Below are 18,939 nucleotides of genomic sequence, written 5' to 3'. Positions count from 1 at the left end.
CATATTTATGAAAGATCAAGCGCAAAGATTTATACAAAACCCCCTGCTTTCACCAAAAGACTTAAAACCGAGTAGACCAGGGTTACAAATCACCTGCCTGTTAAATCCAGGAGTATTTACTTTTGAGGGGAAAACGTGGTTATTGGTGCGTGTGGCTGAAAGACCCGAACAACAAAAAGGTGTAATATCATTCCCGATACTAAAGGGTAATGGGATTGATATTATCGAAATTTCAGAAGATGATCCCGAGCTGAATGCAGATGACCCAAGAGTAATTAAGTATAAAGGAGTTGATTATTTAACCACACTGTCCCATTTACGATTACTTTGCAGTGATGATGGTATTAGCTTTTATGAACCTGAAGGTTATCCCTTACTACAAGGCGAAACTAGTCAGGAAGCCTTTGGTGTCGAAGATTGTCGTGTAACACTACTCGACGGTACTTATTATCTAACCTATACCGCTGTTTCTGAGCAAGGGGTTGGCGTAGGGTTACGTACAACCAGAGATTGGAAGCATTTTGAATCTGAAGGGATGATTATTCCTCCCCACAATAAGGACTGCGCCATTTTCGAAGAAAAGATCAATGGTAAGTTTTATGCGTTGCACCGTCCAAGCAGTGTTGATCTTGGCGGGAATTACATCTGGATTGCCGAATCGCCAGATGGTATCCACTGGGGCAGACATAAATGTATCATTACCACCAGGAAAAACCAATGGGACAGTGCCCGGGTTGGTGCAGGGGCTGCACCTGTCAAAACTGAAAAAGGCTGGCTTGAAATTTATCACGGGGCAGATGCAGGACACAGATATTGCCTGGGGGCCTTTTTGCTGGATCTCAATGATCCCTCTATTGTACTGGCCAGGGCCACAACTCCCATTATGGTACCAACTGCAGATTATGAACTAACCGGTTTTTTTGGCCAGGTGGTATTCACCAACGGTCATGTCGTGAAAGGCGATGAACTGACCATTTATTATGGTGCTGCAGACGAGTTTGTTTGTGGGGCTAAATTCTCTATCAATGAAATATTGAACTCCCTAACCTATCATCATGATTCGTAAACTTAAAACAGAGATCGCGCATTTTAAAGCGCAATCGCATAATTTCAAAGTCCTTACTTTAACCAACCTCATCTATAGTATTGTTTTGCCGGTGATTGATATTTTTGTCGCAGCCTATGTCATGCGAAGTTCTAACGATCCGGTAAAGGTTGTGGTTTATCAGCTGACGATTTATACCGGAATACCTTTAACCTTCCTGATCAATGGCTGGTTGTTAAACCGTTTTCCGATTAAGGTGCTGTATTCCCTGGGAATGGTACTTAGTGCCATCTCAATGATGATCATGATGTCGCTGACTACACTTGACATCACAGGTATTGCCATTGCGGGAATAGTCATGGGGATGTCCTTTGGCTTTTATTGGGCAAATAGGGATTTCCTGGCTTTGGCCACCACAAATGACAGCAATCGTAACTACTATTATGGCTTGGAGACTTTTTTCTATACCATTATCGCAGTCGTGATTCCGGTAATGATCGGTTGGTTTATTGAAGGGTTAGCTGGTGCGGGTGATGCAAAACTTGCCTATAAAATCGTAACGGGAATCGTGTTTGTAGTGACCGTAGCTGCATCTGTCATGTGCTTTATCGGTAAGTTTACCAATCCCATGAATAAGAAATTTATTTATTTCAAATTTGATCCCTACTGGAACCAGTTGATGTTTTTGGCAGTTTTAAAAGGTTTGGTACAAGGCTTTCTGGTTACTGCTCCCGCTATGCTAATCATGTTGCTGCTCGGAAAGGAAGGGGCATTGGGAACAGCACAATCGGTAGGGGCGATATTTGCTGCCATCCTGATGTACATCATCGGTCGTAAAACCGGTCCCGAGCACCGTGTTTATGTATTTGGAACTGGATTAGTCTTGTTTACCATTGCAGCGCTGATCAATGGCATTTTATTTAACGAAACTGGGGTAATCCTATTTATGCTGTTTTTGTTGTTGGCGAAGCCTTTGCTGGATCTGGCTTATTTTCCAATACAGTTTAGTGTGATTGATATTCTGACCAAGAAGGAAAAAAGAAGTGAATTTGCCTATATCCTGAACCATGAGGCCGGACTATATGTCGGTAGGTTAACTGGTGCGGGAACCTTTTTACTCCTTGCCTATTATTTTTCTAATGAAGTGGCGTTGCGTTATGCCATCATCATTGTAGCCGTATTACAACTGAGCTCATATTGGGTGGCAAAGGGAATCATTAAAAAAGGCAAAGTAATGAATGAGGAACTTGAACTGAATGAGAATACTCTTGCGGAAACGGCAAATCCGAGCCATTCTGTTGCGTAGCCTGAAATAACTATTACCCAATTTTTGATATATTTAGATGAACCATATGATGAAATTTAAACTGATTGCACGATTTATACTACTCTCTTTATGCTTAGCTACCTTTTGTTTTGCACAGGTTAAACAAGTCGATATTAACCGGGTAAATGGAATGGCTGACTTACCCAAACCACTACAAATCATAGATTGGAAGCAAATGGCACTTAATTTTGATCGTACCGTGTACGATTTTAAAGCCGAAGGTAAGTATTGGCCTATGGTTTGGATGGATAGTACGGGTAAAAATTTTAATCAGCCGGTGCTGGGTATGTACACTGCTGTGGGTGATGTAAGACAGGGACTGCAACACAATAAAGGTATGTTTCATGAAGCGCTGGCTAACATGGGATCTGTTTTAGGGGCCAGTTTGGTAGGCCTGGATAAGAGTAACCAGCAGGGCTTGAATTATGTAGGTATGTTAAAAAACTATTTCAATAAGGACACAGGCTGGGATATTATGATGAACAATACTGCCCCGGAAGTGGCTTTGCTTGGGGGAGGCTATGGACGTGATTGGTGGTATGACGTGTATCCAAACGTTTTGTTCTATGCCGTGTATGATCAATATCCTTCAGAGCCTGATTTTGAAAGACTGGCAAGACGTATTGCCGACCAGTTTTACAAAGCAGACTCTGTCCTGAACGGTAATTATCACTATTCCTATTTTGATTATGGAAAGATGAAACCTATGTCGACACAGATCTGTGCACAACCCGACGCGGCTGCGGGACATGCTTACGTATTGTATTCAGCATATAAAAAATTTGGGGATCCACGCTATTTGAAGGGGGCGATCTCTGCCATGAAAGCGCTGGAAAGTCAGGAAATTAATCCTACGTATGAATTGTTGATGCCTTTTGGAGCATATCTGGCAGCCAGGATGAATGCAGAACAAGGTACGTCTTTCAACCTGGCTAAAATGCTGGACTGGACTTTTGACGGCACTGCAGTATGCAGGGAAGGCTGGGGCTTTTTAGTGGGGAATTGGAACGGGTTTGATATTTCAGGTACGGTAGGTAGTACAGTTGACCACGGAGGCTATGCTTTTTTAATGAATACTTTCGATGCAGCGTGGCCATTGGTACCGCTGGTAAGGTATCAACCGGAATATGCTACGGCTATCGGGAAATGGATGTTGAATGCAGTCAATGCCTCAAGGTTATTTTATCCGCAATATATGCCCGCATCACATCAGACTATACCTGAATTGGCTGCAGTTACCAAAGGTGTGATTGCTTACGAAGGATTTGCAAAAGCTTCTACTTTTGATACTTTATATCAATCCCTAAAAGCACCTGTTGCGCAGGGTGACGGGCCCAAGTGGGTACCCGGTGAAAATCCTGAAGTCTCACAGTTTAGCGTATACGGAAGTGCGCATGCCGGTATTTTTGGCGGGATTGTGAAAGAAACGGAAATTAAAGGGATTCTTGGACTTGACCTATTGGCTACAGATTTTTATCATCAAAAGGCATATCCGACTTATTTATTTTATAACCCTTATAAAACTGTTAAAACAATTCTGTTTAAATTACCTGCTGATACTAAAGGGAAAACAGATCTTTATGATGTGGTCGCACAACGTTTTGTCGCCCGTAATTTATCCAGAGGTGCTAAAGTGAATATTCCGGCGCAACAATCTGTAGTTTTGGTTTGCGTTCCTTCTGGAAAAAAAGTAGAGCGGATCGGTAAGCAGATGCTGATTGATGGTGTGGTGGTAGATTATAATTCTTCCTATCTCTAATAAGTAGCGGTTTTTTTGACACGGTTTTCTTTCCTGTATTTGGCAAGGTTGATTAACAAGACACTGCCTAGTATCACAATTAACCCAATAATTTGAATAAAGGTAACCCTTTCGCTGGTAAAAAGTATACTCAATAGTACGGCAACAACCGGATTAACATAAGCATAAGTACTGACCTGTGTGGCCGGACGAACAGTCAGCAACCACACATAGGCGCTAAATGCCAAAATAGATCCAAAAAGGATTAGGTATCCTACAGATAGCCATGCATCGATAGATACATTGTGCCGGTCGAAATGCTTAAATTCAGCAGTGATCAGGACACCCGGAATAAAAGCCAGGCCGGCTGCGAGCATCTGCCAGGAAGTACTTACAGAAACAGAAACCTTATTGTCGGAATTGTACTTTGAGTATAATGAGCCTGCGGCCCAGCCTATAGGGGCCAGCAATAATAAAATTATTCCCAGTAACTGGTTCCCATTTTCGGTGTTGTTCATGGTTTGCATCATTTGTTCCGCAAACAGCAGGATAACACCAATAAATCCAATGATCAGGCCGGCAACAGTAGAGGTACTTTTTAGATTCTCTTTCCATTTAGGTTTATCCAGGATCACAAACCACATAGCGGCAGAGGAAACCAGGATCGCCACAAGTCCACTAGGTGTAAATTGTTCCACCCATATCACCAATCCATTTCCGACACCCAACATCAGAACGCCACCGATTACAGCATGTTTGATGCTTTTTTTATCAAATAGTTTTTCTCCTTTTATAGCGCACCATGTGATCAGCAAGACACCGGCAGCCAGAAAACGGAAAGCACCAAGAATAAACGGAGGAAAGCCCGCCAGGGCCTTTTGAATAAAGAAATAAGTTGATCCCCATACCACATAAACAATAGCAAAGGCAAGAATAACCATTACTGGGGAAGCTTTTCTGTTTAAGTGTGCCGGCATATTGTTTTTTATTAAGAGAAGTTAGATTTCAAAATTAGTATTAATATCATATTGCAGATATTGTTATCTTGCTTTTTTATTAATAGTTACATCTAAATGATCATCATTATTCAGTGCAAAGACCAGGTGGGCCTGGTTGCAGATATTTCGAGAATTTTATCAGAAGCAAAATTGAATATCATTTCTATGCGGGAGCATGTAGATAAAGCAGAAAACCGCTTTTTTATGCGTCTTGAAGTCGACGGAACAGCAGATGAATTGATTTTAAAAGAGCGGATGCAGCAAATTTTACCCGAAGCTGCGATAGTTCATGTCAATCCAGTTCCGGACAAGAAAATCGTGGTTATGGTGACCAAAGAATATCATTGCCTGGCAGATATATTAATACGGAATAGTTTTGGAACGTTAGGTGCAAATGTGCTCTGTGTGATTGGAAACCATGCAGTGTTAGCGCAGATCTGTAAACGCTTTGATATTCCGTTCTTCCTGATTCCTTATCATGAAGATAAGGAGCTCTCAGAACGTGAAATCATTAATAAGATAAAATTATATGAACCTGATTACGTAGTTCTTGCTAAATTTATGAGGATACTTTCTCCTGAATTTGTCGCTAATTTCCGTAGTAAAGTAATTAATATCCACCATTCTTTTTTACCTGCGTTCGCAGGCGCCAGCCCTTATAAACAAGCTTTTGAAAGAGGCGTGAAATTGATTGGGGCTACGGCCCATTTTGTAACCGATGATCTGGATGAAGGCCCAATTATTGCGCAGCAGATCATCCCTGTAAACCACTCTTTTACTGCTGCGGATATGGTGAAATCCGGGCAGGAAATTGAAACGGCCGTTCTGGCAAAAGCCTTACGTTTGGTGTTTAACGATAGGGTATTTGTGCATAAAAATAAGACCGTTGTATTCGAATAACCGGCCTGAATCAAGCATTTTTTTATATTTTTTATTTCTTTTAAAGGCTTGATACGTAGCCTGTAAACTAGCTTTTTGCATTGGAAACGCGGCTTTTCATAGCTTTTTAGTTAGACTAAACTTTATAAACATTCCAATACTTAATAATTTTTTTATAAAGATATATGAAGTATTGTTTTTATTTATTAAGTTTGTTTAAGAGACTAACCAAATAAGCTATGACAATCGAAAAAGGCCAACTTTTGAGAGCGGATATTATCAAACAACTTTATTATAAAAACCCGCTTTCTCTTACAGAGATAAGTAAGCTCACTCATAAAAGTTTACCATTGGTGACTAAACTGGTTAATGGGTTAGTTGCTGAGGGGTATATTGTTGAGCAAGGCCTGGCAGCGTCTACAGGCGGACGTAGAGCGTCTTTGTTCCTGCTTAATCCTGAAATGCAAAAGTATATCGTTTCGGTGGCAATGGATCAGTTTACAACCAGAATGGTCATCTATGATCTTGCCCAGAATATAGTTTTTCCTGTTCAAACCCTTGAGCTTGCCCTTCCGGGCGCTGCAGATGCAGTTGATGAATTGATTTCTTTTATTGGTCATCATATCAACGCATCAGGTATCGATACTAAAAAATTGTTAGGGATAGGCATTGGCATACCTGGTTTTATAGATGTAGAGAATGGTGTAGATCATTCTCATTTGAAAATAAATGAAGGCAAACATTTAGGGAAATTTATTTCCAGAAAATTAGGCCTTCCGGTCTTTATGGATAATGATTCAAGCTTGATCGCCCTTGCCGAACTGAATTTTGGCGCAGCGCAAGGAAAGCGGGATGTAATGGTGGTTAATGTGGGATGGGGAACGGGTTTGGGAATTATAGTAAACGGAGAGCTGTATCGCGGCAGTACCGGTTATGCCGGGGAGTTTAGTCATATCCCACTTTCCAATACCAATAACCTTTGTTCCTGTGGTAAGCGTGGCTGCCTGGAAGTAGAAACCTCATTGCTGGTTATGACCCAAAGGGCAACCGAAGAAATTAAAAATGGCGCTGCGACCAGCATGACTGAGCTTTTTAAAGATGAAGACAAGAATGTGGGAGAATCATTTTTGGAAGCAGCAAAGAACCGGGATCCATTGGCGGTATCTATTTTGTCTGACGCTTCTTTTTTGATCGGAAAGGGACTGGCTACGCTTATTCATATCATGAACCCTGAGTGCATTGTGTTGAGTGGCAGGGGGGCGATTGCCGGAAAAGTATTGCTTCCTCCTATACAACAGGCGGTTAATGAATTTTGTATACCAAGAATTGCAGATCAAACGACTATAGTCCTTTCAAAACTTGCTGCAGATGCAGAGTTACTCGCGGCAGCAAATCTCGTGATAGAAAATAGTCAGTTCGATTAGCATAAAAAATAATTTATCATATAACCCATCATTTATGAAGTAAAAAAAACGAATGCCATTTTTCAAAACTAATTAACTAAACATTAACTAAACTAAATTCCAAGAACATGAAAAAAATGTACTTAAAGTACTTAAGCATGCTTTTATTAGTCTTCTCGACGATGGCAGCTTATGCACAAAAAACCGTTACCGGAACGGTGCGCGACGAATCAGGCCCCATGCCTGGCGTTAGTATTTCTGTAAAAGGAACACAAAAAGTAACCCAAACCGATGCCTTGGGGAAATTCTCTATTTCGGCATCTGATTCTCAAATACTTGTTTTTACCGCGGTGGGATATGTGCGTCAGGAGATAGTAGTTGGTAATAAAAGTGTGGTGAATGCAACGTTGACTCAAGAAGAAAATATGCTTACTGATGTGGTGGTAACAGCCCTCGGTGTGAAGCGAGAAGCCAAATCCATTGGATATTCTGTTCAGAAAGTTGTGGGCGACGACCTTGTTAAGGGTAATGCGCCAACCCTTTCAACCGGATTGATGGGGAAAGTTTCTGGCTTAAACGTAAGTCAGTCCAACGGAATCGAAGGCGGATCGCAACGTGTTGTAATCCGTGGTAATACCTCAATAGGAGGCAGTAATCAGCCTTTATACGTAATTGACGGAATGCCTTTGGATAACACACAGGTGAACAGTAAAGACAATGATATCAATAGCACGACAACTTATAAAGATTGGGGAACTGTACTGAACTTTTTAAATCCTGAAGATATCGAAGATGTAAACGTATTAAAGGGCCCAACAGCTGCAGCTTTATATGGAGCGAGAGGTGGAAATGGGGTAATCCTGATCACCACCAAAAAGGGAAAAATGAAAGATGGTTTAGGGATAGATTATTCGTATAATTTTCGTTCAAATGATCCGTACCGTTATCAGGATATGCAGAATACTTATGGTTATGGAGGTGCGATCGGTTTATACAGTGCGGTTAAAACCCTGCCAAAAGGTGCTGATGGCGTGGACCGTTATCCTGCTGAAGCCCCCTGGACTGGTTCTGGTTTAACGGGTGCAAACGAAAAATACCTAAGTCATGGCCCAATCCCGGGTGGATTAAACAGCTGGGGTGCTTTTAGCTGGTACGGGACGGGTGCTTCATGGGGAGCGAAAATGGAAGGTCAGATGATCCGCTGGTGGGATGGCACAATGAGAGCTTACTCTCCTCAACCAGATAACTTATCTACTTATTACAGAACAGGAAATACCAGATCACATAATGTTTCTATTTCCGGAGCAAATGATCTTGGAAGTCTAAGGGTTTCTTATTCGAGGCAAGACAATAAAGCAATTGTGAACAACAGTGATTTTTCAAACAATACATTAAATTTTGGCGGGAACATTAAAGTATCGAAAAAATTCAATGCGGAAGTTACGGGTAGTTATATCAATTACAATAGGTTGAATTCGCCAACAATTGGTAATGCGGATGATTCCTGGGGTAAGTTCAGTACTTACGGGATGTCCAGGGATTATCAGAATTTAGAACAATCGCTGTACATCAATCCAGATGGTACTAAACATAGACTTGATGGTACAAATTACCCTATGAGCTATCCTTATGGTGGTTATGGAAGTGAAATGTACTGGAAATTATATCAGCAAAACACTACGCTTAACCATGATCAGTTATTGGGTACTGCTAAGATCTCAGGAGATCTGACAGATTGGTTATCAGTAATGGGAAGGGCCTCCGTAAATTTCGGCTCTGATGAAATGGAAAAGAAATACAAGCCGATTGATATTGCAGGTGTAGAGGGTGGTAAATATGGTCACGAATTGTATAAAACTACAGACCGAAATCTTGAATTCCTGTTAACTGCTCATAAAGATAATTTTTTAGGTAGTAAGTTTAACACCAGTTTCTCCGTTGGGGGTAGTTCATGGTCTACGGATAGTAGGGCAATCCAGGGATGGAATGACGGTCCGTTCAATATTCCTTTTCAGTATTTTCTGCAAAATATCAATAAGCCTCTTGTTAATGCCTCTGATATACAACCGAAAGAGCAAAGGTTCAGACAAAAGATCAATTCTATGTTTGGTATAGCCAATGTATCTTATAACAACTTCTTATTTTTAGAATTAACAGGGCGTAATGACTGGTCATCTACCTTGCCGTCTAAGACAAACAGTTATTTTTATCCGGCTGCATCATTAAGTTATGTGTTTACGGAACATTTGAAGCTGGGTAATATGAAAAACTGGTTGGACTATGGTAAGTTAAGATTGGCTTATGCTGGCACTGCAACCGGAGCGGAGCCATTTATGACTACTAATGTATACGACTCAAGTATATTTGGAGGCTTGTCTACAAGGGCTACTCCTGAGGATTTGTTACCTTTAGATCTTTTAAGACCGCAAAGGTCTAAATCTTATGAGGGAGGTGTGGATTTGTCATTTTTAAAAAATCGCCTTGGTCTGACTTTTACTTACTATAAAGTAAAATCTACCTCTCAAATTCTAAAACTGGGTATTGCACCGTCTTCAGGCGTTTCAACCGTAATCACAAATGTGGGAGAACTGGAAAATAAAGGTTACGAGTTTACCTTGAGAGGAACAGTAGTTAGACAAGATGATTTTAGTTGGGACCTGACCTTGAACGGTGCACATAACCAGAATAAACTGATTAATCTGGGGGATGGAGTTGATGAATATAACCTGAACGATATATTTGGTAACAATGGGGTAAGGATGAAAGTGAAAGTAGGAGAAAATTATGGAACCATTTATGGAACGGATTATACCTATAAAAATGGACAGCGTGTGGTAGAAAAGATTAAAGATGTAAGTGGTAATACGGTGGGAACACGTTATGTAGTGACTCCAGAGCAGGTTCCAATTGGTAATGCGGTTGCGAAGTTAACAGGTGGCTTAGGGACAAATTTCCGTTATAAAAACTTCTCTTTATATGCTTTGGCTGATTTCAAATGGGGTGGTGATATCTGGAGTGGTAGTTATTCAACAGCAATGGGTAATGGATTGGCCCCTGCTACTTTGCTGGAACGTGATGGAGGAGGTCTTCCTTATACCTACCCTGATGGAAGTAAGGCCAATCATGGGGTTATCCTGGACGGTGTTTTTGCTGATGGAACTAAAAACACAGATGTGGTGAATTATATGTGGAAGTATGCAGGCGTTTATTCTGCCTGGACTGATATCAATATGCCACGCAGTGCGGCTATATTAGAAAACTCATGGATAAAATTAAGAGAATTACGCTTAACTTATCAGGTGCCTAAACAAATGATCCAAAAATCGAAATTTGTTCAGAACCTGAGCTTGTCGTTAGTAGGACGTGATCTGTTCTATATTTACACCTCTCTGCCAGACCGTTTGAATCCGGAAGCCATTAACGGGATTGGTAATGCTCAGGGTATTGAGTTTGGAGCGTTGCCTGGTGTACGTTCCTTTGGTTTTAGTGTTAATGTATCCTTTTAATTTAGCAAGTTAAGAACATGAAAAAGATATTTTATACAGCATTATCCGTAATGCTTATTTTCAGCTCTTGTAAAAAAGGGTTCGAAGAAGTTAATAAGCCTTGGGAAAAGGCTACTAGCGCAGACTTAAAGACGATATACAATGGAGTTGTAAAAGACCTTGTGTTGACCTGGAATGAGCAGTCGGTAGGTAATTCCTGGATCTATCCGATCACACAGCAGGCTGCCATTGTCGGAACAACAGGTTATAGAATGAGCGCCGCCTCAGATGATATCTGGAAGAACTATTACCGGACCCTAATTAATATGAGGTTAGCGGATAAGATGATTGAAGAATCTGTTGACAAATCGAAGATGACCAATATACAAGCGATGCTACGAATCTTGCGCGCTTATAAAACGTTTAAGGTAACAGATATTTTTGGAGATATGCCCTATTTTGACGCTGGCAACGCCGTAAGTGGTAGTGCAAATTATAAAGTTAAGTTTGACAGTCAGAAGGTAATTTATGAATCTTTACTGGATGATTTAAAATCCTCATCTGCTGCTTTATCTACAAATTCGGACCAGGTAAGCCTCGGAACCTCTGAAACTTTTCTGAATGGTGATATCACCAAATGGAAAAAATTCGCAAATTCATTGCGCTTGCGTTATGCTATTAGAATGTATGATGTGAATAAGACCATCGCTCAGGCGCATATCAGGGAAGTGATGGCATTGCCTTTACTTGCTGAAGGTGAAGATATGGGCATCTGGCCATCCAGATTATCGCTTACACTGGAAGGAAGGGAATGGGCACATAGCGGAGCCAAATATCGTATGGGTACTACAGCCTGGAACTTGCTTTCTAATAATAATAATCCTGATGGAAGCGGAATCTTTGACCAGAGGGCTAAACTCTTTTTTGAAACCAATGTGTCGAATCAATGGGTACCAAGAGAGCAGAATCCTACTGAGTCAAGCGTAAATGATGGAGGTGATCCGTATAACAGATCAAAACGGGATGCTAACTGGAATGATAAAGGGGCATCGAACACTTACTCAAACGTGAACCATTATTTAGGAAGGGATATGAATACGATCCCGGAACTGATCATTACTGCCGCCGAGGTTAACTTCTTAAGAGCCGAAGTATATGCAAGAGGGATGGACGGTAACGCCGCTAATATGGCAAATGCGAAAACGGAATATGAGAATGGAATCAGAAAATCGGTAAATTTCTGGACGAAAGTAGCCATGGATGCTACGTTATGGGTTGTAAATAAGCCCACTGCTTTGCCTACGCCAGCCCAGCTTACCTGGATTACGACAAACCCTAAGGTGGCTTTTCCTGTTGGTGCAAGTGAAGGTGTAGCTACAAAACTAATTTATGCGCAGTTATGGCTAGATAATTTCAGACAACCTTATGAGGCATGGGCTTTATTGAGAAGAACACAAGCAACGCCAATGGAAACGGTGAACGCAGCATATTATGAGGCTAACTTTGCCACCTATAAGAGACTGGATTATCCGGATAATGAAAAAAACTTTAACGGAGCTAACTTAAGGGCAGTTACAAATGGTGTTGGTGGGCAGGCATGGCAGAATACAAAAGTGTGGTGGGCAAAATAGTGCAGGTAGGATTTGAAGAGTTTTAGTGTAAAGAGGGCGATCATGATTTGCGATACGCCCTCTTTAATTGTGTGTTGGGGGATTGATTTTAAAAAGAGTAATTAATAAAATCTAATTAATAAACCTTAAAACAACCTTGTATGAAAACAAAAACTATGGCCATTACACTTATGGCAGCATTGGCGGTGACAGCTTTTTCGAGCTTCACAAATGTAAAACCGTTGACAGAAAAAGCACCAGCATTTTCCTTAAACACAGCAGCGAAAACAAAAGCGCCAACTTCTTATTCATTCAATGTATCTGTCCCAGGATCATTTACAGGTGTAAGACTCGTAATCATCAGAGGAGCAACGTCCTCGTGGAGTTACAATTTTACCAGCTCAAGCGGAACACAAGTCGCAACAATTAATGATGGTTCTGTTGATATAGAAGTATATCAGTTTGGTGCCAGTTATGCTTATACAACACTAACCAGTGGTGGGATAAGTACAACCCAAGCCAATAGTTCTATGGGACCATGGGGCTGTAAATTTACAGGAGTAAGCTACCCTTTTAATGTGAGTGTATCTTTTTATTAAACTATATTTTTTTAATTCAATAATTATAAGGGTACCTTTATACATGTAAGGGTACCCTTATTCATAAAATTCCTACAATGAAACTATATTCAACTTTCATCATCGCGCTAATCCTTTGCGGAACATTTAAAAGTACACAGGCACAACCTAATGTACATGGACAATCGGAAGTATACGAATGGCCCAAAGACCCGCTCGTTCGACAAAAACTGGATAAATGGCAAGACCAGAAATTTGGTATGATTATTCATTGGGGGATTTATGCTGTGCCTGGCATCATAGAGTCCTGGTCAATTTGCAATGAAGACTGGATATCCAGAGACAGTACCACTACTTATGAAGATTATAAAAAGTGGTACTTCGATCAAAGTAAAGATTTTAATCCCGTAAATTTTAATCCTGATCAGTGGGCGAAGGCAGGTAAAGCTGCGGGTATGAAGTACCTGGTTTTTACCACAAAACATCACGATGGCTTTGCCATGTTTGATACCAAAGAATCTGATTTTAGTATAGCAAAAGGACCGTTTGCGGCAAACCCTAAAGCAGATGTAGCCAAATATGTTTTTGATGCCTTCCGTAAAGAAGATTTTATGATCGGTGCCTATTTTTCTAAACCAGATTGGCATTCGCAATATTACTGGTGGTCTAAATATGCCACTGCCGACAGGAATAACAATTATGACATTAGGAAAAATCCCTGGAGATGGAACATGTTCAAGCAATATACCTTTAACCAGATTGGCGAACTGATGCATAATTATGGCTCAGTTGATATTCTTTGGTTAGACGGGGGATGGGTAAGACCTTTATCAACCGTAAATGATGAAGTTAGGGCATGGGGAGCTGCTATTCCGGCCTGGGACCAGGATATTGATATGCCAAAAATTGCCGGCATGGCCCGCAAGGCACAGCCTGGACTGTTGGTGGTCGACAGAACGGTACATGGGCCTTACGAGAATTATCAGACCCCGGAGCAGCGGGTCCCTGAAAAACAGCTGGCTAATCCATGGGAAAGTTGTATGACATTAGGTGGTGCATGGGGTTTTGTCCCTAATGATCAATATAAGTCAGCCGCAAAAGTAATCCATACGCTGGTTGAAGTTACGGCAAAAGGAGGAAGTTTGTTGCTCGGTGTAGGCCCTAAACCAGACGGGACATTTCCTCAGGAAGTAACCACTCGCCTGGAGGAGATTGGGAAATGGGTAAATGTAAACGGAAAGGCAATTTACGGTACAAGAATTACCAAAAGCTATCACGATGGTAATACCTGGTTTACGCAAAGTAAAGATGGCAGGACTCGTTATGCAATCTATTGCCCGGTTGAAGGAGAGAAAATGTCAAACACAATCAGCTGGACTGGAAATTCGCCTAAAAAAGGGACTTCTATCACCTTGATTGGTACAGGTAAAAAAATGAAATGGAAAGAACTGAATGGCAAAATCTCCATTGACTTACCTGCTGCTGTTTCTAAAAATGAAGGTAACATTGCATTGGCTTTTGAGTTTACTCCTGCAGGTTAATCTATAAATACCTATTAAATTACAATAAATGAAGTATGTAGCCATAAAGATTGGTGTTGTGCGGTTCCTTGTTTCGGTGGGTGCTGTTATGCTCACCATTAGTGCCTTTGGACAAATTAAGACAAAATCGAAGTCCGATAATAAATTAGAAAATGCGCTTTACAAAAATCCTAAAGCCGATATTGAAGCTCGTGTAAAGGATTTATTGTCGAGAATGACACCAGAAGAAAAGTTCTGGCAACTTTTTATGATCCCGGGCGACCTCGACGGAGTAAATAAAAACCTATACAAAAATGGTATTTTTGGTTTGCAAATAGGAGCTGCGTCCCAGGGCGGAGGAGAGGCTGGACAAATGCTCAGTTATAGCAAAACACAGGAAAACGCCTATACGCTGGCCAAGAAAATAAATACCATACAAAGATATTTTTTGAAGGAAACCAGATTGGGTATTCCAATTATTGCCTTCGATGAAGCCCTTCATGGGTTAGTCAGACAAGAAGCCACGGCCTTTCCGCAGGCTATCGGTCTGGCAGCTAGTTTTGATACTGGAATGATGACTAAAGTGGCAGATGCCATAGCCTATGAGGCCAAATCGAGAGGCATAAGAGATATTTTAACACCGGTTATAAACATAGCTTCAGATGTGCGATGGGGAAGAACAGAAGAAACTTATGGTGAAGATCCCTTTTTGAGCACTCAAATGGGACTGGCTTTTGTAAATGCTTTTGAATCCCGTAACATCATCACAACACCTAAACATTTTGTAGCAAATGTGGGTGATGGCGGACGCGACAGCTATCCGATAAGCTTTAATCATCGCCAACTAGAAGAAATCCATTTCCCCCCTTTTAAAGCAGCCATACAGCAAGGGAAAAGCAGGTCGTTAATGACAGCTTATAATTCTATAGATGGTACTCCGGCAACTTCCAATCACTGGTTGCTGACCCAGAAGTTAAAAGAGGACTGGGGCTTTAAAGGATTCGTCATTTCTGATGCTGGTGCTGTAGGTGGTGGAAATGTACTACACTATACCGCCAGTGGATATGCTGATGCCACAAAGCAGGCGATTACTGCTGGTCTGGATGTGATCTTTCAGATAGAACACGATCATTATAAATTATTTATTCCTCCCTTTCTGGATGGATCAATTGCACAAGAAAGAATAGATGATGCCGTTTCAAGGGTGTTACGCGCAAAGTTCGAGTTAGGTCTCTTTGAGAATCCGTACGTCTCCGAAAAAGAAGCGAAAGCATCTTTAAATGATAAAAGTGGTAAAGCAGTGGCGAAGGAAGCGGCTTTAAGTTCGTTTGTATTATTAAAAAATCAGCGGTCGGTTTTACCACTAAAGAATGTGAAAAATATATTACTACTGGGCGAGGATGCACTTGAGGCCAGGTTGGGTGGCTATAGCGGAACGGGTAACCAGAAGGTGAATATCTTTGAAGGCTTGAAAAGACGTGCTGGTAATGAAATTAAAATACAATACAGTAAGGGGAGCAGCAGGGAGCCGGTTTTATTTACACCTGTAAAGCATGAGTTTTTAAAATCAGGGACTTCAAATGGTTTGACGGGGGCATATTTTAATAACCTTTCGCTGTCAGGTGAGCCTGTATTAAACAGGGTAGATAAAAACATCGATTTTATGTGGACGCTTTATGCGCCAGATAAGCTGTTGGCCAGAGATCAGTATTCTGTGAGATGGACCGGTAGTATTCATGCGCCAAAATCAGGAACTTATCAGGTTGGCCTGGAGGGAAATGATGGTTATCGTCTTTATATTGATGGTAAACTGTTGATCGATCAGTGGGAGAAAAGATCTTATCATACACATTTGGTGCCTTTCAGTTTTGATCAGGATAAATCTTATGAGGTACGTGTAGAATTCAAAGAGTCTAAAGGAAATGGGTATATCAAGCTAATCTGGAACTATGGTGTCCCAGATAACCGGGATAAAGAATTGGCTGAAGCAATCAAAATGGCGGAAACAGCGGATGTAATTGTTGTTGCAGCGGGAATAAAAGAAGGTGAATTCCTGGATCGTGCCTATCTGAACCTGCCAGGTAATCAGGAGCAGCTGATCCAGGCTATGGAAAAAACCGGGAAGCCTGTGGTCGTTTTATTGGTTGGGGGAAGTGCTATTACCATGGACAAATGGTTTGATGAAGCCTCGGCAGTATTAAATATCTGGTATCCAGGTGAAGAAGGTGGTGTCGCTGTTGCAGAAACTTTATTCGGTGATTATAATCCGGCAGGTCGTTTACCGATTACATATCCTGTTCATGAGTCCCAGCTCCCTCTGGTGTATAACCACAAATCAACAGGGCGTGGAGATGACTATAATAATTTAAGCGGTGAACCATTGTTTCCTTTTGGTTTTGGTTTAAGCTACACCAAATTTGATTACAGAGATTTAAAACTGAGCAAAAGTCAGATCGGTTCAACAGAACAAGTTACAGCAAGTTTTACGCTACAGAATATTGGAAGTTATGATGGAGATGAGGTCGTTCAACTATACATCCGGGATATGTTGTCTAGCGTCGCCAGGCCGGTTTTAGAACTTAAGGGTTTTAAAAGAATTCACCTCAAAGCCGGCGAAGTGAAACAGGTATCTTTTGAAATTACACCAGAAATGTTGGAAATGCTGAATGCCAAAATGGAAACTGTTATTGAACCAGGTGATTTCAGAATAATGATCGGTTCTTCCAGCCGTGAATTGCAATTGAAAGATACTTTGTCCGTCGTAAATTAATCCAACAAACAAAATAATTAGTAGAAGAACTATAAATTGATGAAGAAACAATTGTAATATCTTTGTTAATTTGTATGGTTAATGACTATGCCCATGAATTGTAATATCTTTTCTGCAAAAAGTTATGATACTTGTGAAGGTTTTTACGTTTGGTGCTGAGCGATAGGGTGTTTGTTTATGAAAAATACGACGGTCGTATTAGAATAAATAACCCAAAATTGTGTTTCTTGGGTCAATAAATTTTATAAACATAGCCTCACTTAATAAATTTTTTAATAAGAGACGGCATTGTGTTGATTTATTTTTTTAAGTTTGCCCGGTAGACTGACCAAATTAGTTATGACAATCGAAAAGGGCCAACTTCTGAGAGCGGATATTATCAAACAACTTTATTACAGAAATCCGCTTTCTCTTACAGAGCTAAGTAAGCTTACTTATAAAAGTTTACCATTAGTTACTAAATTGGTTAACGGGTTGGTTACTGAGGGATATATAGTGGAGCAAGGTTTAGCTGCTTCTACGGGTGGACGTAGAGCATCTTTGTTCCTGCTTAATCCCGAAATGCAAAAGTATATCGTCTCCGTGGCGATGGATCAATTTACAACCAGAATGGTCATATACGATCTTGCCCAGAATGTTGTTTTTCCTGTTCAAACTCTGGAACTTGCTCTTCCTGGTGATGAAGGTGCAGTCGATGAATTGATTTCTTTTATCGGTCACCATATCAATGCATCCGGTATCGATACGAAAAAAATACTTGGTATAGGTATTGGAATGCCAGGCTTCATAGATGTCGAGAATGGGATAAATCATTCCCATTTGCAAACAAATGACGGCAAAAATTTAGGGAAATTGATTTCCAAAAAGTTGGGGCTTCCTGTTTTTATGGACAACGACTCAAGCTTAATCGCTCTTGCTGAACTTAATTTTGGCGCAGCTCAAGGCAAGCATGATGTAATGGTTGTCAATATTGGTTGGGGAACCGGTCTGGGGATGATTGTAAACGGAGAACTTTATCGTGGTAGTACCGGATATGCAGGGGAGTTTAGTCATATCCCACTTTCTAACACTAATAATCTTTGCTCTTGTGGCAAACGTGGATGTTTGGAGGTAGAGACTTCATTGTTGGTGATGACCCAAAGGGCAGCCGAAGAAATTAAAAATGGCGCCGCGACAAGCATGACGGAGCTTTTTAAAGATGAAAACAAGAATGTGGGAGAGTCGTTCCTGGAAGCGGCAAAAAACCGGGATCCTCTGGCAGTTTCTATTTTGTCCGATGCGGCTTTTCTGATCGGAAAAGGACTGGCTACGCTCATACATATCATGAATCCTGAGTGCATTGTTTTGAGTGGCCGAGGGGCAATAGCCGGGAAGGTATTGCTTCCTCCTATACAACAGGCTGTGAATGAATATTGCATCCCAAGAATTGCAGATCAAACTACCATTATACTTTCGGATCTTGCTGCAGATGCAGAGTTACTCGCAGCAGCAAATCTCGTTATCGAAAATAGTCAGTTCGACTAATAAACTGCTTGCTAATCAGTACAAAATCAAATTTAATTTAACTACAAATCAATACTAAATTT

The 18,939-nt window shown here is 40.9% G+C and carries 12 protein-coding genes; 11 read left to right on the top strand and 1 reads right to left on the bottom strand.

The features are described from left to right. Positions 1-7 precede the first annotated feature (7 nt). Genes R2Q84_RS10255 through R2Q84_RS10245 form a run of 3 tightly spaced genes read left to right on the top strand, consistent with a single transcriptional unit; the run spans position 8 to position 4,131 of the window. A complete protein-coding gene (locus R2Q84_RS10255) occupies positions 8-1,066 on the top strand; it encodes a glycoside hydrolase family 130 protein (RefSeq protein ID WP_316816439.1) in 1,059 nt (352 codons plus the stop codon). After that, positions 1,056-2,351: an MFS transporter gene (locus R2Q84_RS10250; protein WP_316816438.1), complete on the top strand. Its 1,296-nt coding sequence runs from the start codon at positions 1,056-1,058 to the stop codon at positions 2,349-2,351. Before R2Q84_RS10255 ends, R2Q84_RS10250 begins: the two co-directional genes overlap by 11 nt. A gap of 46 nt (positions 2,352-2,397) precedes the next feature. Continuing rightward, positions 2,398-4,131, top strand: a complete 1,734-nt coding sequence (locus tag R2Q84_RS10245) for a hypothetical protein (RefSeq protein WP_316816437.1) — start codon at positions 2,398-2,400, stop codon at positions 4,129-4,131. On the opposite strand, the gene R2Q84_RS10240 is transcribed toward R2Q84_RS10245, so the two are convergent. After that, the gene (locus tag R2Q84_RS10240) at positions 4,128-5,087 is read right to left on the bottom strand and encodes an EamA family transporter (RefSeq protein WP_316816436.1); all 960 of its coding nucleotides are present in this window, start codon (positions 5,085-5,087) and stop codon (positions 4,128-4,130) included. The two genes, R2Q84_RS10245 and R2Q84_RS10240, sit on opposite strands and share 4 nt — an antisense overlap. A 96-nt stretch (positions 5,088-5,183) precedes the next feature. On the opposite strand from R2Q84_RS10240, the gene purU reads away from it, so the two are divergent. From purU to R2Q84_RS10200, 8 genes are all read left to right on the top strand, one after another. After that, the gene (gene purU, locus R2Q84_RS10235; protein WP_316816435.1) at positions 5,184-6,008 is read left to right on the top strand and encodes a formyltetrahydrofolate deformylase; all 825 of its coding nucleotides are present in this window, start codon (positions 5,184-5,186) and stop codon (positions 6,006-6,008) included. A 218-nt stretch (positions 6,009-6,226) separates the two neighbouring features. Further along, positions 6,227-7,411, top strand: a complete 1,185-nt coding sequence (locus tag R2Q84_RS10230; RefSeq protein ID WP_316816434.1) for an ROK family transcriptional regulator — start codon at positions 6,227-6,229, stop codon at positions 7,409-7,411. Positions 7,412-7,518: 107 nt separating this feature from the next. After that, complete coding sequence (locus R2Q84_RS10225; RefSeq protein WP_316816433.1) at positions 7,519-10,896, top strand: SusC/RagA family TonB-linked outer membrane protein; 3,378 nt, start codon at positions 7,519-7,521, stop codon at positions 10,894-10,896. Positions 10,897-10,913: 17 nt separating this feature from the next. Continuing rightward, positions 10,914-12,506, top strand: a complete 1,593-nt coding sequence (locus R2Q84_RS10220; protein ID WP_316816432.1) for a SusD/RagB family nutrient-binding outer membrane lipoprotein — start codon at positions 10,914-10,916, stop codon at positions 12,504-12,506. Between the two features lie 140 nt (positions 12,507-12,646). Continuing rightward, positions 12,647-13,084, top strand: a complete 438-nt coding sequence (locus R2Q84_RS10215; RefSeq protein WP_316816431.1) for a hypothetical protein — start codon at positions 12,647-12,649, stop codon at positions 13,082-13,084. 77 nt (positions 13,085-13,161) lie between these two features. Further along, positions 13,162-14,604 (top strand): alpha-L-fucosidase, encoded by a 1,443-nt coding sequence (locus R2Q84_RS10210; RefSeq protein WP_316816430.1) that lies wholly within the window; start codon positions 13,162-13,164, stop codon positions 14,602-14,604. Between the two features lie 28 nt (positions 14,605-14,632). Further along, complete coding sequence (locus tag R2Q84_RS10205; RefSeq protein WP_316816429.1) at positions 14,633-17,353, top strand: glycoside hydrolase family 3 N-terminal domain-containing protein; 2,721 nt, start codon at positions 14,633-14,635, stop codon at positions 17,351-17,353. A 339-nt stretch (positions 17,354-17,692) separates the two neighbouring features. Beyond that, positions 17,693-18,877 (top strand): ROK family protein, encoded by a 1,185-nt coding sequence (locus tag R2Q84_RS10200; RefSeq protein ID WP_316816428.1) that lies wholly within the window; start codon positions 17,693-17,695, stop codon positions 18,875-18,877. Positions 18,878-18,939 lie beyond the last annotated feature (62 nt).

The sequence above is a fragment of the Pedobacter nyackensis genome, from assembly GCF_032678475.1.
In the GTDB taxonomy this organism is placed as follows: domain Bacteria; phylum Bacteroidota; class Bacteroidia; order Sphingobacteriales; family Sphingobacteriaceae; genus Pedobacter; species Pedobacter nyackensis_A.
Note: the sequence above shows the minus strand (reverse complement) of the source record. Positions and strands in the feature narration are given on the sequence as shown.

Bases quoted from the DNA above. Each gene is read 5' to 3' on its own strand.
- R2Q84_RS10255 (WP_316816439.1), top strand. From the start codon at position 8: ATGAAAGATCAAGCGCAAAGATTTATACAAAACCCCCTGCTTTCACCA.
- R2Q84_RS10250 (WP_316816438.1), top strand. From the start codon at position 1,056: ATGATTCGTAAACTTAAAACAGAGATCGCGCATTTTAAAGCGCAATCG.
- R2Q84_RS10245 (WP_316816437.1), top strand. From the start codon at position 2,398: ATGATGAAATTTAAACTGATTGCACGATTTATACTACTCTCTTTATGC.
- R2Q84_RS10240 (WP_316816436.1), bottom strand. From the start codon at position 5,087: ATGCCGGCACACTTAAACAGAAAAGCTTCCCCAGTAATGGTTATTCTT.
- purU (WP_316816435.1), top strand. From the start codon at position 5,184: ATGATCATCATTATTCAGTGCAAAGACCAGGTGGGCCTGGTTGCAGAT.
- R2Q84_RS10230 (WP_316816434.1), top strand. From the start codon at position 6,227: ATGACAATCGAAAAAGGCCAACTTTTGAGAGCGGATATTATCAAACAA.
- R2Q84_RS10225 (WP_316816433.1), top strand. From the start codon at position 7,519: ATGAAAAAAATGTACTTAAAGTACTTAAGCATGCTTTTATTAGTCTTC.
- R2Q84_RS10220 (WP_316816432.1), top strand. From the start codon at position 10,914: ATGAAAAAGATATTTTATACAGCATTATCCGTAATGCTTATTTTCAGC.
- R2Q84_RS10215 (WP_316816431.1), top strand. From the start codon at position 12,647: ATGAAAACAAAAACTATGGCCATTACACTTATGGCAGCATTGGCGGTG.
- R2Q84_RS10210 (WP_316816430.1), top strand. From the start codon at position 13,162: ATGAAACTATATTCAACTTTCATCATCGCGCTAATCCTTTGCGGAACA.
- R2Q84_RS10205 (WP_316816429.1), top strand. From the start codon at position 14,633: ATGAAGTATGTAGCCATAAAGATTGGTGTTGTGCGGTTCCTTGTTTCG.
- R2Q84_RS10200 (WP_316816428.1), top strand. From the start codon at position 17,693: ATGACAATCGAAAAGGGCCAACTTCTGAGAGCGGATATTATCAAACAA.